The sequence below is a fragment of the Streptomyces spinosus genome (genome assembly GCF_020400655.1).
GTDB classification, from domain to species: Bacteria; Actinomycetota; Actinomycetes; order Streptomycetales; family Streptomycetaceae; genus Streptomyces; species Streptomyces argyrophylli.
In genome coordinates this window covers 15,373-30,348 of sequence record NZ_JAINRC010000038.1, presented here as the reverse complement: position 1 = coordinate 30,348, position 14,976 = coordinate 15,373, and the positions used below count along the sequence as shown (strand labels likewise).

Below are 14,976 nucleotides of genomic sequence, written 5' to 3'. Positions count from 1 at the left end.
GTGCTATAGCAGGAAGGCGATCCCTGCTGCCGTCGGGGGCCCGTCAGTTACGGGCCCGCCCCGCGCGCCTACGGACGTGCCGTGAACCGCCCGTCGCCCCGCTTGTGCAGCCAGCCCCGGGCGGCGAGCTTGGTCTCCCCGGCACGACGCCGAGCTGGTGGTGGCGTCGCTCGACAGGGCCGCGGCCACTCAGGGAGGCGACGTCCGCGGCGTGACCATGCACAGGGGCAGGGGCAGGGGCAGGGGCAGGGGCAGGGGCAGGGGCAGGGGCAGCGATGACCAACCACTACGCTCAACACCAGCCCCAACCGGCGGCTGGAGTCAACACATAGAGCCTCCACCAATCCCGGAGCGGTTCAACCCCTGCGTCTTGGGCACGTTTCGTGTCAGCCAGCTCACCGGCGCTTCATGGGTCGAGGGCACCGTATGACGGTCGTGAGGGAGCGCATGCGTAGCGAACGTTCGTGGGACCGGGGTCACGGCGTCGCTCGTATCGCCTGGTCCATGAGGCGTTGCAGATACAGCCCGCGCGCTGCGTCGAGTGTCGTCGGCCGGTTCGTGCGTATGGCGGAGGCGAAGCTGCGGCGCAGGATCGGCCAGCACTCCTCGTGGTCGATCTCGGCTGTGTCGTAGGTCAACGTGGTTTCGGGGCCGAAGAGGTCGACCCGGGTGAGCGCGCGGTCGACGGCGACGGAACCGGACAGGGACGCCTGACTGACGGCCCCGTTCTCGTGCTCGCAGGTCAGTTCGATCCATCGGCGGGGGTCGCCGGAGCCGCGTATGGCGGTGATGGGTGAGATGGCGGTATCGAGGAGGTCGAGCAGATGCGGGCCGAGGTCGAGCAGCGCCCCGTACTCGAGGCGCCATCCCGTTGCGAACTCGCCGCCGAGGAAAGCTCCGTGGAGGTAGCAGGAGCGGGCGCCGGTGATCTTGCGACCCCGCGCGGCGTCGAGGAAGGCGTCGGTGACCGGGTGGTACCGCTTGGTGAGGACGAGTTGAGAGACCACGCCCGCGTCGAGCACCGCATCGGCGACACGTCGCGCCGCGGGCAGATCCGGGCCGAGCGGCTTCTCCAGCAGCAGCGCCTTTCCCCGCCGCGCCGCCGACGGCGCCAGCTCGGCCTGCACGGCGGGGGGGACGGCGAACGCCACGGCCTCGCACCGGTCGAGGAGGTCGTCGAAGGAGGCGGCGACGTGTGCGCCGTAGGGTGCGGCGGTCTGCTGCGCGGCGTCGGTGCGGCGGGCCCACACCGCGGCGAGCCGGGTCTCCGGCCCGGCGGCGAGCATACGGGCGTGCATGGCCCGGGCCCAGGGGCCCGCGCCCACGAGGCCGACCTCGACGGGGCGGTCCGTCCAAGGGGCAGAGGTGACGGTCACGGTCTTCCTGTCTGTACGAGTGTGCTGCGCGCGAGGGGGCCGGCAGCCCCCGCTCGCCGTGGCGGATCCGCGTGGGCGGCCCGTTCAGGCGGTGAGTGAGCCGAGCCGGGCGTCGGCCCGGTCGGGGGAGTAGAGGATCTCGACGACCATGGCGGCCGCCCCTATGACGCCCGCGTGAGCGCCCAGGCGTGAGGTGACGACCTGGAGGTTGGCGGTGGCTCGGGGGAACGCGCGCTGGTAGAGCAGCTCCCGGACACCGGTCATGAACGGGACCCCGGAGAGCTCGCCGGCGATCATGAGGACGCCGGGGTTGAGCAGGCTGACCACGGTCACCAGGACCTCGCCCGCCCTCCGTCCGGCCTCTCGGGCCAGCCGGACGGCGTCGGGGTGCCCTTCGGTGAGCAGGCGCCTGACATCGGCGGCCGACGCGGCCTCGATGCCGAGGGCGCTCAGGTCCCTCGCCAGCGCCCGGCCGCTGGCGACGGCGCCCAGGCAGCCGTGGGAGCCGCACATGCACAAGACGTCGATCCGGTCGTGCAGGCGGATGTGCCCGATGTCGCCGGCGCCGCCGTCGATCCCGCGGTACACCTTGCCGTCCACCACGACACCGGCACCGATGCCGGTGGAGACCTTCACGAGGACGAACGCCGTGCAGTCCCGGTGATTGGCCTGCTGTTCGGCCAGTGCCATGAGGTTGGCGTCGTTGTCCACGAACACGGGGACGGGGCCGTTCTCCAGGCTCCCGCCGACGTGTTCGGCGTAGGCCTGCTGAAGACGCTCCGGGATGGGGTACCGGTCCCAGCCGGGCATGATCGGCGGTTCGATGACCCGGCCCGTCTCCCACTCCACGGGACCGGGGACGGACAGTCCGATCCCGCAGACGTGGCCGGCGTCGACACCGGCGGCGGCGAGGAGGTCCGGGAACCACCCGGCCAGTCGGTCCAGCACCACCTCCGGCCCCTCGGTGATGTCCAGCGGCCCGGTGTTCTCGGCGAGGATGGTGCCGCTGAGGTCGAGGACCGCGGCCCGGGCGTATCTGGTCTCCAGGTCCACGGCGATGACCGAGGCGTGCCTCGGGTCGAACACGATCCGCTGGGACGGACGGCCTCCGGTGGAGGAACCCGTGACGTGCCTGAGCCATCCCGCCCGGTTGAGCAGGTCCAGTCGCTGGCCGACGGTCGAACGGGAGAGCCCGGTGATCCGCTGGAGATCGGCGCGGGTGTTCGCGTGGCCGCCGCGGATGAGCTGCAACAGCTCGCCCGCGCTGATCTGGCTCGATGTCAGCATCGGTTCCCTCATGGTCTCAGCTCTTGTCGGCACCGCTGGTCAAACCCTCGGTGAGCAGCCGCTCGGCGGCGAAGAACAGGAGTACCACGGGGATCGTCAGGACCACCGATCCGGCCATCAGTACGGTCTTCGGCACCTCGACGCCGTTGGAGAGCTGGGCCAGGCCCAGCGGCACCGTCCACTTGCCCGGGTCCGCGGCGAGGAAGAGCAGGGCGAACAGGAACTCGTTCCACGCGATCATGAAGACGTACAGTCCGGTCGCCATGAGGGAGGGCAGGGCCAGGGGCAGGACCACCTTGCGGACGGTCTGCAGCCGGCTGCACCCGTCGAGCGCCGCAGCCTCCTCGATCGAGGAGGGGATGGTGACGAGGTAGTTCTTCAGCATGTAGATGGCCACCGGCACGGTCTGGGCGACGTAGACGACGGCGAGGCCGAACAGGCTGGAGGACAGGTGCAGTTTGGCGAAGACGACGAACAGCGGGACGGCAAGCAGCGTCGCAGGGAACAGGTAGACGGCGAGGAAGAGGGCGCTGACCTGGCGGTGCCCGAAGAACTTCAGCCGGCTGATCGCGTAGGCGCCGGGCACCGCGGCCAGCATGGTCAGGGCGACGGTGCCGAGCGAGACCAGCGCGGAGTTGAGCAGGAACTTCAGGAAGCCCTGGCCGCCGTCGTCGGTGGAGCGCAGCACGTCGCGGTAGGTGGAGAGGGTGAGGTCCTTCGCCGAGACCCACAGGGAGCCCGGGTCGAGCAGCAGTGCGTCGATGGGCTTCAGCGACAGCAGCAGCATGTAGTAGAAGGGCACGACCGTGATCACGGCGAGGAACGCGATGACCACCCAGCGCGCGACGCCGAAGAATCTCTCCTCGAACTGAGCCCGGCTCATCACGACTCCTCCTGGACCTTGTTGCCGAAGAACTTGAAGTAGAGGCCCATCAGGACCATGAGCGAGACGGCCAGGACCAGGGCCTGGGCGGCCGCGGCGCCCACGTCGTAACGGGCGGTGAGGAAGTCGTAGACCCGCACGGCGGCGACGTCGGTACCGGCGCCGCCGCCGGTCAGCAGGTAGACGTCGTCGAACTTGTTGAAGGTCAGGATGAAGCGCAGCACGCACAGCAGCGCGATGACGGGCATCAGCTGGGGCAGCAGGATGTGGCGGAAGCGCTGGGTGGTGGTCGCGCCGTCCACGAGGGCGGCCTCCTCCAGCCCGCCGGGCACCGCCTGGAGCCGGGCCAGGATGAACAGGAACGCGAAGGGGAAGTACCGCCAGGTCTCGAAGGCGATGACGGTCAGCAGCGCCAGCGGGACGTCGAAGTGCAGGCCGAGCAGGTGGACTTCGTACGAACGGGTGGACAGGAAGGCGATGGGGTCGTCCCATCCGAACAGGCGGTGGCCCCAGTTGTTGACCACGCCGTACTGCGGGCTGAGCGCCACCTCCCAGACGAAGGAGACCGCGACGACGGGAGCGACGTACGGCAGCAGCATCGCCGCGCGCAGCAGACCGCGGCCGCGGAACGGCTTGCGCAGGGCGAGCGCGGCGACCAGGCCGAGGGCGACGGAGCCGAACGTGGCGCCGGCGGTGTACAGCAGGGTGGTGGTCAGGCTGGACCAGAAACCGGCCGAGCCGAAGACCTGGTGGAAGTTGTCCAGGGTCCAGTTGCCGAACAGGCCCATGCCCTGGATGTCGACCAGCTTGGCGTGCTGAAACGCCAGCAGGACGGTCCACAGGATGGGGAGGATCACCACCACCAGGACCACCACGAAGGTGGGGGAGACGAACGCGAGGCCGGCGCGGTTGGCGCGGCGGCTCGCCGTCATGGGGCGGCGGACGCGTCCGGCGGGCCGGTCCGTGGACCTGCCGCCGGTGTGCCGGCGCTGGGGTGTGCCGGCGGGAGCTGTTGTCATGAGGGGACCTTCGTGACGTGCAGGGGGCGGCTACTGGAGGGACTTCTGCAGGGCGGTGACCTCGTCGTCGGCCTCGCCGGCCGCCTCGGAGGGCGAGATCTGACCGCTGGTCATGGCGCCGATGGCCTTCGGTACGGGCAGCTCGCCGTTGGTGGCGCCGACGAGCGCGCCCTCGCCCTGGGTGATGCCCCAGCGCCGCATGTCGCTGACGCCGGCGGCCAGCTGGTTGAGCAGGCTCGAGGGGTAGACCTTGTCGAAGGGCTGCTTGGTGTCGACGCCGATGCTGCTGTGGCGCCAGGCCTCCAGGTAGCGCCCGGGCTGCGCGGCGGTGCCGGTCCGGACGGGGATCTTGCCCTCGGGGGCCATGCCGAACCAGGACTCGTAGCCGGTTTCCATCATGTACTCGATGAACTCCCGCGAGGCGGCCGTCTCGGCGGTCTTGGTGGTCACCCATGAGGTGATCTCGCCGAACTGGGCGGGCTCGGCGGCGTCGGGGCCCTTCATCGCGGTGACGATGCCGCTGTTGCGCGCCAGGTATCGCGGGTCGCCCTTGCACTGCGGGCAGCTGGGCAGGGCGTCCTTGCGCAGGCCGGCGAGTTCGTCCAGGAGGAACGAGGACCAGATGATCGCGGAGGACTGGCCGGCGAAGTAGGTGGCGCGGGTGGAGTCCACGGTCTGGGTGCCCGGGGCGCCGTAGGTGCGGGCCAGCTCGTCGTAGGTCTTGAACGCGGTTCGGCACTGCGGCGACTCGAGGGCGACCCGGTGCCGGCCGTCGACGAGCTGGCAGTCGTCGGCGAGCGCGACGCTCTCGAAGCTCTGCGAGGTGAAGGCGTCCCCCGGGTCGGTGGCCACGGAGATGCCGTAGCGGCCCTTGGTGGTCAGCGCCTTGGCGCCGGCGAGCGCCCGGGCGTAGGTGTCCGGAGCCGTGAGGTGTTTCTCGTCGAACTGGTCCTTGCGGTAGACCAGCAGCTGCAGCCAGGCGTCGGAGGGTACGCCGAGGCTCCGGCCGCCGTCCGAGGTGAGCCTCAGCGCGTTGGCGTTGAAGGTGCCGCGGCCCAGCTTGTCGATGATCTGCCGGGGTATGCCGGTGTTGAGCAGGCCGTTGCTGTACATCTGCCAGACCTGGCCCATGGGCGCGGCGCCGATGACGTCGGGCAGCGAGCCCGAGGCGGCGGCCGACATGATCAGCTGGGGCATCTGGCCCTCGTCGACCCCGACGAGGTGGACCTTGATGCCGGTCTTCTCCTCGAAGCCCTTGACGATCTTCTGCGTCACGGCGACGCGGTCCGGGAGGTTCTCCTGTGACCAGACCGTGATCTCCCGATCCGGTCTGCCCGGTCCTGTGCTGCTGGCGCAGCCGGTGAGCAGCCCCAGGCCCAAGGCCGCCGTGATGCCCACCGCGATCGTCTTCGATCGCCGGCTCATGGTGTGCATTGCATGTCCTTGCTACGACTTCCGTCTGTTGAAGACGCATCACAGCATCACTTTTGCTGGTTGACAAGACATAAGCTCGGGATATTGTCGACGCAACCGCACTCGCAACCCCTTCCGGAGTCATCCGTGGAACGCGTCGTCCAATTCACCGGCCCCCGCCAGGTGGAGGTAACCGAGCAGGCCGGAGCCGATCTGCCCCCCGGGCACCTGAGGGTCCGCACCCGTTACTCGGGCATCTCGGCCGGTACCGAACTCACCGCCTACCGCGGGACCAACCCGTACCTGACGCGGACCTGGGACCCCGAGGCCCGGCTGTTCCGTGACGGCGCGGCCGGCATCCAGTACCCCGTGGCGGGCTGGGGCTACTCCGAGGTGGGGGAGGTCGTCGAGGTCGCCCCCGACCTGGCCGGGACCCCGGGCCTGCCCGCCGTCGGCGCCCTGGTGTGGGGCATCTGGGGCCACCGCAGCGAGGGCATCGTCCCCGCCGAGCGCATGATCGGCCACACCCTGCCCGCCGGCCTGGAGCCGCTGGCCGGAGCCTTCGCCCGGGTCGGCGCCATCGCCTACAACGCCGTCCTGGCCGGCGACATCCACCTCGGCGAGGACGTCGCCGTCTTCGGCCAGGGCGTCATCGGACTGCTCACCACCCGCCTCGCCCAGCTCAACGGCGCCCGCGTCACCGCCGTCGACGCCCTCGACGGCCGCCTCAGGACGGCCGAGCGCTACGGAGCCCGGCACACCCTCAACGCCCGCACCGACGAGGTGGCCGAACGCATCAGGGAGGCCACCGGCGGCCTCGGCGCCGACCTCGCCATCGAGATCAGCGGCGCCTACCCCGCCCTGCACACCGCGCTGCGGTCGGTCGCCGTCGGCGGGCGGGTGGTGGCCTCCGGCTTCTACCAGGGCGACGGCATCGGCCTGCGCCTCGGCGACGAGTTCCACCACAACCGCGTGCAGCTCATCTGCTCCCAGATCGGCGGTGTCCCGCCGCAGCTGTCCCACCGCTGGACCGTGGAGCGCCTCCAGCAGACCTTCCTGCGGCTGGTCGCCGAGGGCCAGGTGGACGTGACCTCCCTGGTCAGCCACGTCGTCCCGGTCGCCGACGCCGCCGACGCCTACGTGCTGCTCGACGAGCGCCCCGCCGAGGCGCTGCAGGTCGTGCTGGAATTCTGAACGTCTCGAAAGGCCCCTCATGCTCAAGACCGCGGCGCAGGAACAACTCCTGCCCGGAGACACCCTGCAAGCCAAGTGGGAGTTCGCCCAGGAGGCGGGCTACGACGCCATCGAACTGCGCGGCAAGGGCGACTTCCACTTCGCCTCCCGCCTCGACGAACTCAAGAAGGCCCGCAAGGACGGCGTGGTCATGCCGACGGTGTGCGTCGACATGCTGCACTTCCTCGGCGCCTTCGACGCGGACCTGCGCCGCGACGCCGTCGACCAGATGAAGTCCCAGCTCACCGTGATCGCGGAGATCGGCGGCCGGGGCGCCCAGACCCCGGCCTCCTACGGCATGTTCTCCCGCCGTCTGCCGCCCTTCGAACCCCCGCGCACCGAGGAGGAGGACCGCGAGGTCCTGCTGAGCGGCCTGACCGAACTCGGCGAACACGCCCGCAAGGAGGGCGTGACCCTCTTCCTGGAGCCGCTGAACCGGTACGAGGACCACATGGTCAACCGGCTGGAGCAGGCCGCCGACCTGATCCGCGCCATCGGCCTGGACTCGATCAGGATCGGCATCGACAGCTACCACATGAACATCGAGGAGAGCGACCCCGCGGCCGCGATCCTCGCGCACGCCGACGTCATCGGCCACGCCCAGGTCTCCGACTCCAACCGTTTCCAGCCCGGAGCCGGCCACCTCGACTGGTCCGCATGGCTCGGCGCCCTGCACACCATCGGCTACGACGGGCACCTCGCCCTCGAATGCCGGCTGACCGGCGACCCCCTCGAAGCCGTCCGGTCCGTCCCCGCGTTCCTCAAGAGGTCCGGCGCGTGAAGTCCCTCCTGGACCGGCCCGCGCCCACCGCCGCCGCAGACCTGACACTGCGGCGCGGTGCGGCGCGGGTCCTCATCGACAACTGGACCGGCGCCTCGACCGTTCCGTCCCGCACCCTCTATCCCCACCAGTGGAGCTGGGACTCCGCCTTCATCGCCATCGGCCTGCGCCACCTCTCGGTCCGCCGCGCCCAGCAGGAGCTGGAGTCGCTGCTGTCCGCCCAGTGGGCCGACGGACGCATACCCCACATCGTCTTCAACCCCGCCGTACCGGACGACGCCTACTTCCCGAGCCCCGACTTCTGGCGTTCCTCCACCGCCGGCCGGGCGGCGGGCGCGCCGGCGTCACCCGAGACGTCCGGCATCGTCCAGCCACCGGTGCACGCCCTGGCGGCCTGGCTCGTGCACCGCGCCGACCCCGCGGAGTCCCGCCGGCGCGGCTTCCTCACCCGGGTCCGCCCCCGCCTCGCCGCCTGGCACGACTACCTCCTGGGCCACCGCGACCTCGGCGGTGGCGGACTGGCCGCCGTGGTCCACCCCTGGGAACCGGGCATGGACAACAGCCCCTGCTGGGACCAGGCGCTGCGACGCGTGGAACCGGCCGCTCCGGACGCCTTCCGCCGTGCCGACCTCAACCACGGCCATCCCGCCGACAGACCCACCGACCTGGACTACGGCCGCTACGTCCGCCTGGTCACCGACTACCGCGACGCCGGCTACGACGACCGCGCCGCCCGGCACACCTTCGCGGTGGAAGACCCCTGCTTCAACGCACTGCTGATCGTCAGCGAACGGGCCCTGGCGGCCATGGCGCGGGAGACCGGAGCGGACGCCTCGACGCACTCCGCCCGCGCCGACGCGCTCACCCGGCACCTCGTGACCCGTCTGTGGGACGACAGCGCGGGCGTGTTCCGCGTCCGCGACCTGGCCACCGACGCCCTGGTCGGGGAGGACTCCGTCACCGGCCTGGTACCGCTCCTCGCCCCTCACCTGCCGCCGCACGTCGTCAGCCGCCTCGTCGACACCCTCACCGGCCCGCGCTTCGACGCACCGGCCACCCGACTGGTCCCGAGCTACGCCCTGACCGGCCACGCCTTCGACGCCCAGCGCTACTGGCGCGGCCCCGCCTGGTTCAACACCGCCTGGCTGATCCACCGCGGTCTGCGCACGCACGGCCGGGAACAGGACGCCGAACGGCTGCGGCGGGGATTCCTCGCAGAGGCGGGACGGTCCGACTTCGCCGAGTACGTCGACCCGACCACCGGTGCGGCCCGGGGCGCCCGGCACTTCTCCTGGACCGCCGCCCTCACGCTCGACCTGCTGTGCGCCGACCCCAAGGAGCCCACCCCATGACCCCGGCCGACACCCTCGTCCAGCTCGTGCGGGACGCCACCTTCGCCCGTGTCGACGCCACCGGGGGCATGCACGGCACCCACGGCACCACACCCGACGGACTGTTCCTGCGCGACGGCCGCCACCTCAGCCGCTGGCACCTGACCGTCGACGGCACCGAACCCGTCGCCCTGGTGCCCGCCGACGCCACGACGGACGACACCGCCGTCTGCGTCCTCACCCCGAGAGGCACCCGGGACAACCCGCCCGCCTACACCGTCTTCCGCGAACAGACCGTCAGCGCCGGGGAGCTCACCGAACACCTGCGCCTGGTGAGCAACCGTCCCGAGCCGGTCACCGCCCTGGTGGAGATCACCGCCGACGCCGACTTCGCCGACCTGTTCGAACTGCGCGCGGACGACCGGCACTACGCCAAGCCCGGCGCCCGCCGCGAGAGTCGGCACACCGGCGACGGACTGGTCTTCGACTACCACCGCGACGACTGGCACTCCCGGACCACCGTCGTCGGCAACCCGGCGCCCACCGGTCATGACACCGTCGAGGATCTGCCCACCGCCCGCACGCTGCGCTGGCAGCTGCCGCTCGCCGCGCACGGCGAGGCCGAACTCCGTCTCACCGTCCGCGCCGTGCCGCACGGACTGCCGGCCGGGGCTCCCGCCGTGCCACGGCCGCGCCGGCGGATCACGGCGCCGGCCGACGACCTGGCCCGCACCTGCGAACGCGGCCTGGCCGACGTGGACCTGCTGACCGTCGCGGTCACCGGCCTGGACGGCGAGGAGGTCGCCGTCCCCGCCGCCGGCATCCCGTGGTTCCTCACCCTCTTCGGCCGCGATTCACTGCTGACGTCGTACTTCCTGCTGCCCGAGCGCCCCGGGACGGCAGCCGCCACACTGAGCGCCCTCGCGGCGACCCAGGGCCGCCACCACGACCCCGTGAGCGGCGAACAACCGGGACGCATCGTCCACGAGACGCGCCACGGCGAACTCGCGCACTTCCGGCAGATCCCCTACGGCCGCTACTACGGCGCCGTCGACGCCACACCGCTCTTCCTCGTGCTCCTCCACGCCCACCACGAGACGACCGGCGATCCCGCCCTGGCCGTACGGCTGGAACAGCACGCCCGGCGAGCGGTCGACTGGATGTTCACCGACGGCGGCCTGGACGAACACGGCTACCTCGTCTACCAGCCCGACCCGAACGGCCTCGTCAACCAGAACTGGAAGGACTCGGCGGGCGCCGTCTGCTTCACCGACGGCACACAGGCCCAGGGCCCCGTCGCCGTCTCGGAAGCACAGGGCTACGCCTATGACGCCCTGATCCGCACCGCGGAACTGGCCGCCGCGGTCTGGCGGGACCCGTCCTACGCCAGCCGCCTGCGCGAAGCCGCCGAAGGCCTGCGCACCCGTTTCGTCACCGACTTCTGGATGCCGGACACCGACTTCCCCGCCCTGGCTCTGGACGGCCGGGGACGCCAGGTCGACGCCCTCGCCTCCGACGCCGGCCACCTGCTGTGGTCGGGAATCCTCGACCCGGCGCGGGCCCGCCGGGTCGGACAGCGGCTGCTGGAGCCGGACTTCTTCTCCGGCTGGGCGATCCGGACGCTCGCCGCGGGCCAGAAGCCCTACCACCCGCTCTCCTACCACCGCGGCAGCGCCTGGCCGCACGACAACGCGGTCATCGCGCTCGGCCTGGCCCGGTACGGACTGGCCGACCAGGTCCACGCGGTCGTGGACGGCCTGGTGGCGGCAGCCGCCCCCCACGGCTACCGGCTGCCCGAGGTGCTGGCCGGCTACGACCGTACGGCCACGGTCCGCCCGGTGCCCTACCCCCACTCTTGTTCCCCGCAGGCCTGGGCCGCGGCGACCCCGCTCGCCCTGCGAACGGCGTTGCGAATGGTGTGAAGCCGGCAACTCCCCACGGACGCGCGCGGCCGGGTCGGTGCCCGAGACGACGGCCTGGACACCGGTGTCGGCGTACGTCTTCGGCGTCAACGTGAGCAGGAGCCGGCCGGCGGGGTGCGCGGGGCTGAAGGGCGGGCGGCGTCGATGGCGTGGGCGGTGGCCCAGGAGTGCCCGAAGCGCAGTAGTTCGGTGGCGGTGACCGCGGCGTCGGTGTCGAACGCCTCGATCCGGATGACGTAGCTGCGGACCTTCCTGCCATCGCAGTGCCGGGTCAGCGTGCCGGAGGGCGACGGACAGCCCACAACGGGCGGCAACCGCCTGTTCAAGACGAGCCGCCGCCGCATCCAGCGACCGGTCCGGCGGCCCATTCGGCGGGCCGGGCTCTTACTCAGTTTCGGGTGAGTGCGCTCGTCACGGTGGGGTGGCGCAGGCCGGCGATGCGTCGCTTGAAGGCCGGTAGTTCCAAGGGCCCGGCACCCGATGCCTCACCGATCTGCCCGATTTAGCCGATAAGTGGTCATTGCATGTGAATGTCACAGAAATAGATTCAATGTGTAACGGGCTACGTCAATCCCTCACGATTCGAGGTGCGGGCCGGAAGGTGTGGGTGCGCGGCCGACCAGCTGCGCGCCAGCACAACGCACCTGGCTGGGCCGCGGGTTCAACGCCGCGGGTGTGGCTGGGTGTGCGCACCTTGAAGGGGGACCTTCGTGTCCGTTTCTTCTTCCGTCCGTCGTCTGACCGCCGTCGCCGGTGTGGCTGCTGCGGTGGTCGGGGCGGTGGCGCTGTCGGTGTCGGCCGCCGACCACCACGTCCAGCAGTACCGCCCGTCGGTGCACATCAGTGACGTGCAGTACGATTCCCCGGGCCGCGACGACCGTTCCAACCGCTCCCTGAACTCCGAGTGGGTGGAGCTGACCAACGACTCGCGGCTTGCGGTGATCCTGGACGGCTGGACCCTCTCCGACGAGGACGGCCACACCTACACCTTCGACCACTACCGGCTGAGCGGCCGCGCGACCGTCCGCGTCCACACCGGCATCGGCCGCGACAGCCGGTCGGACGTGTACCAGGACCGGCGGGCGTACGTGTGGGACAACGGCTCCGACACCACGACCCTGCGCAACGACCGCGACCGGCCTGTCGTCGGGGTGTGTGGACAGCATTGCGTGGGGATAGCCCTCGTAGCTGTTGAGCGTGCCGTTCTTGAGCAGTTCGGCGGGCTTGGGGCTGGAGTCGGCTTATGTACGACCTGGTCGTCGCGCCTCTCCGCTGCCTGCCGACACTTACCGTGCCCGCTCGGTGGCCATGGGTCGGCGCGGGGCGTGCCTGGCAGACCGAGTCCAGCCACCATACGCTGGTTGTCCGACGGGGCTTCACCGCGACGCCGGCTGCATCCAGCATTCACAGCGGCGCCGCATCGTGTGGCTTCCACCGTGCGAGGCGCGGACGGTGAGAGACGAGTGACAGGTAAAGGCGGACTGCCCCAGTCAGACACGGCCGGCCTCAGTGGTCAACTGGAGCAGATCGCGGAACACCTCGTCCTGCTCGCCCGAGTGCACGAGCGGTTGCACGACCTGTTCGAAACAGCCCTCAGCAGGGACGTTGATCTCAGGGCCGTATTGCGGCTGATCGTGACCATCGCCATGGACCTCGTAGGGGCCCGCTACGGTGCGCTGGGAGTGTTGAACCCGGCCAAGGACGGCCTGGCGGACTTCATCGAGGTCGGTCTGAGCCAGCAGCAACGCGCGGACGCCGAACGGCTCCCTTACCCGGAAGGCCGCGGTCTCCTGGGACACCTGATTCACGAGCCCGAGCCCCTGCGTGTGGACGACATCGCCGCCCACCCGGACGCGGTCGGCTTTCCCCCCGGCCACCCGCACATGCGGACGTTGCTCGGGGTCCCCATCCAGGTCCGTGGCGAAATCTACGGAGACCTGTACGTCGCGGACCGCCACGACGGCGGGCCGTTCAGCACCGATGACCAGGCCATGCTCGTCGCTCTGGCGGGGGCCGCCGGACTAGCAGTCGACGACGCCGAACTGTTCCGGCGGCTCCGGCAGGAGGCTGAAGAGTTCCAGCGACTCCTGGTCCCGCGCCTGCCGGACCTGAGCCCCTTCCAGGCTGCCGCTGCCTACCGGCCCGCCCCCACACCCGGTCTCCTGGGCGGTGACTGGTACGACGCCTTCCTGGTCTCCGACGACACCTGCACGGCCGTCATCGGCGACGTACTCGGTCACGACGTGCACGCGGCCGCTGCCATGTCACAGACGCGGCCCATGCTGCGAGCGCTGATGTACGACAGCGACTCACCCCCCAGCGACCTCCTCACCCGCCTGGACCGGGCTCTGCAGGCCATCACGGACACTCCCGTCACCACAGCCTGCCTCACACGACTCGAACCCGCGCGACCCGGCATCTGGACACTGCGATGGAGTTCCGCCGGACACTGCCCGCCCATCCTCGTCACCCCCGACCGACACGCCCACAGCCTCACCATCGACTCGGATCTGCCCCTCGGTGTCGACATCGCCGTGCCACGCCGCGACCACATCCACACCGTGCCGGCCGGCTCGACCATCATCTTGTTCACCGACGGACTGATCGAGCATCCTCACCAACCCATCAACGTCGGGCTGGACCACCTCGCCGCTACCGTTGCGCGCCACGCGCACCTGCCACTGCGGCCCTTCGTGCAGGCCCTTACAGACGAACACTGCAGCGACGGACACGACGACATGGCCGTCCTTGCTCTCCGGCCTCCACTGAAGTCGCCGAGCGAAGGCCCTCATAAACCTGCATCGCGGAAGACAGGATGCCCGGACAGGGCAGCCATCAACGGCTTTTCTGGCGCGGTACCGCCGTGACCCGCCCGCCAGTGTCTGGGTGCGGTTGGCAGGGTTGTTGCGCGCTCGTCGCTCGTTCGAGCGACGCTGCGACTCTCGTTCGGCTGAAGCCCCGCAGAGCCCTTCGCGGCGCAGGCGACCACCTCTTCACGATCACACGCTTCACGGGTTCAGCCCCGGCTGGCAACCACGCCGGCCGGGGCTGTTTCCTGCCAGGGGCGAGGGCCCGTGACCGGGGCGGGGTGCGGAGCGTTGCCACGGTCGTGGACGGCTACGACAACCTGGGCCTGGACGAGGTGAAGTTCGCGCCGGTGGAGGCAGGGGGTGAGCCGGCTGCCGCTGCTCACGCTTCATGAGGCGCACGACCTGCTGGGCTGGCTGCGGCTCGTCACCGCCGGGGGGCCCATGCGCCGGAGGCCGGGCGATGGGCGAAAGAGATCGCTGCCCGTGTCCCCCCACAGGAGTGAGTCGCCGCCTCCCGGCGTCCGCGGCCAGCTAAGCCGGCGATGCCGAGGGCGGTGTCGGGGCGGCAGTGGCTGCACGCGCTGGTGCCGTCGGCCAGCAGCCGGCGGGCCTCGTCCGGGCCGACGGGCCGGTGCCGTTTGCCCGTCATGTAGCAGGTGCCCCGGTGGACCTGCATGGGCGGCTTGCCGATGCCGATACCGAGTTCGACGATCCAGTCCGGTGGTGCCGGCTTCGCCCGCCGGCCGCGTTCCTGTTCGGCTTGCCGCTGCACCAGTTGGGCGATCTTGCGGTCGATGCGTGCCAGCCACATGGCGTGCCACACCCGCAAAGTGCGCAGCCTCTCCAGGTCAGACGGCAGGTAGCCGAACATATTTTCGATTACACTTCCATGATCACGCTCGCCACAGCCGCATGTTCGAA

General features: G+C 70.7%; 12 protein-coding genes. 5 read left to right on the top strand and 7 right to left on the bottom strand.

What is annotated here, in order from left to right:
• Positions 1-476: 476 nt before the first annotated feature.
• The 5 genes from LG395_RS40145 to LG395_RS40125 form a co-directional block, all read right to left on the bottom strand.
• Positions 477-1,376 (bottom strand): Gfo/Idh/MocA family protein, encoded by a 900-nt coding sequence (locus LG395_RS40145; protein ID WP_225814417.1) that lies wholly within the window; start codon positions 1,374-1,376, stop codon positions 477-479.
• Between the two features lie 84 nt (positions 1,377-1,460).
• Positions 1,461-2,675, bottom strand: coding sequence for an ROK family protein (locus LG395_RS40140; protein WP_225814416.1), 1,215 nt, complete (start codon positions 2,673-2,675; stop codon positions 1,461-1,463).
• A gap of 4 nt (positions 2,676-2,679) precedes the next feature.
• Complete coding sequence (locus tag LG395_RS40135) at positions 2,680-3,546, bottom strand: carbohydrate ABC transporter permease (RefSeq protein ID WP_225814415.1); 867 nt, start codon at positions 3,544-3,546, stop codon at positions 2,680-2,682.
• Positions 3,546-4,565, bottom strand: a complete 1,020-nt coding sequence (locus LG395_RS40130) for a carbohydrate ABC transporter permease (RefSeq protein WP_225814414.1) — start codon at positions 4,563-4,565, stop codon at positions 3,546-3,548. Before LG395_RS40130 ends, LG395_RS40135 begins: the two co-directional genes overlap by 1 nt.
• A gap of 30 nt (positions 4,566-4,595) precedes the next feature.
• Positions 4,596-5,999: an ABC transporter substrate-binding protein gene (locus LG395_RS40125; RefSeq protein ID WP_225814411.1), complete on the bottom strand. Its 1,404-nt coding sequence runs from the start codon at positions 5,997-5,999 to the stop codon at positions 4,596-4,598.
• Positions 6,000-6,125: 126 nt separating this feature from the next.
• On the opposite strand from LG395_RS40125, the gene LG395_RS40120 reads away from it, so the two are divergent.
• The 4 genes from LG395_RS40120 to LG395_RS40105 are packed head-to-tail and all read left to right on the top strand — an operon-like array spanning position 6,126 to position 11,245.
• Positions 6,126-7,172, top strand: coding sequence for a zinc-dependent alcohol dehydrogenase (locus LG395_RS40120; RefSeq protein ID WP_225814409.1), 1,047 nt, complete (start codon positions 6,126-6,128; stop codon positions 7,170-7,172).
• Between the two features lie 19 nt (positions 7,173-7,191).
• Positions 7,192-7,992, top strand: coding sequence for a sugar phosphate isomerase/epimerase family protein (locus LG395_RS40115; RefSeq protein WP_225814405.1), 801 nt, complete (start codon positions 7,192-7,194; stop codon positions 7,990-7,992).
• Positions 7,989-9,344: an MGH1-like glycoside hydrolase domain-containing protein gene (locus LG395_RS40110; RefSeq protein ID WP_225814403.1), complete on the top strand. Its 1,356-nt coding sequence runs from the start codon at positions 7,989-7,991 to the stop codon at positions 9,342-9,344. The genes LG395_RS40115 and LG395_RS40110 overlap by 4 nt, the downstream gene beginning before the upstream one ends.
• A complete protein-coding gene (locus tag LG395_RS40105) occupies positions 9,341-11,245 on the top strand; it encodes an amylo-alpha-1,6-glucosidase (protein WP_225814401.1) in 1,905 nt (634 codons plus the stop codon). Before LG395_RS40110 ends, LG395_RS40105 begins: the two co-directional genes overlap by 4 nt.
• 86 nt (positions 11,246-11,331) lie before the next feature.
• Here the strand turns inward: LG395_RS40105 and LG395_RS40100 are convergent, their stop codons facing one another.
• Positions 11,332-11,559 (bottom strand): hypothetical protein, encoded by a 228-nt coding sequence (locus LG395_RS40100; protein WP_225814398.1) that lies wholly within the window; start codon positions 11,557-11,559, stop codon positions 11,332-11,334.
• 396 nt (positions 11,560-11,955) lie between these two features.
• Here LG395_RS40100 and LG395_RS40085 point away from each other — a divergent pair, with 396 nt between their 5' ends.
• Complete coding sequence (locus tag LG395_RS40085) at positions 11,956-14,112, top strand: SpoIIE family protein phosphatase (protein ID WP_372463530.1); 2,157 nt, start codon at positions 11,956-11,958, stop codon at positions 14,110-14,112.
• Positions 14,113-14,479: 367 nt separating this feature from the next.
• Here the strand turns inward: LG395_RS40085 and LG395_RS40080 are convergent, their stop codons facing one another.
• On the bottom strand, positions 14,480-14,926 hold the full coding sequence (locus tag LG395_RS40080) for a DUF6233 domain-containing protein (RefSeq protein ID WP_225814396.1): 447 nt from the start codon (positions 14,924-14,926) through the stop codon (positions 14,480-14,482).
• Positions 14,927-14,976 lie beyond the last annotated feature (50 nt).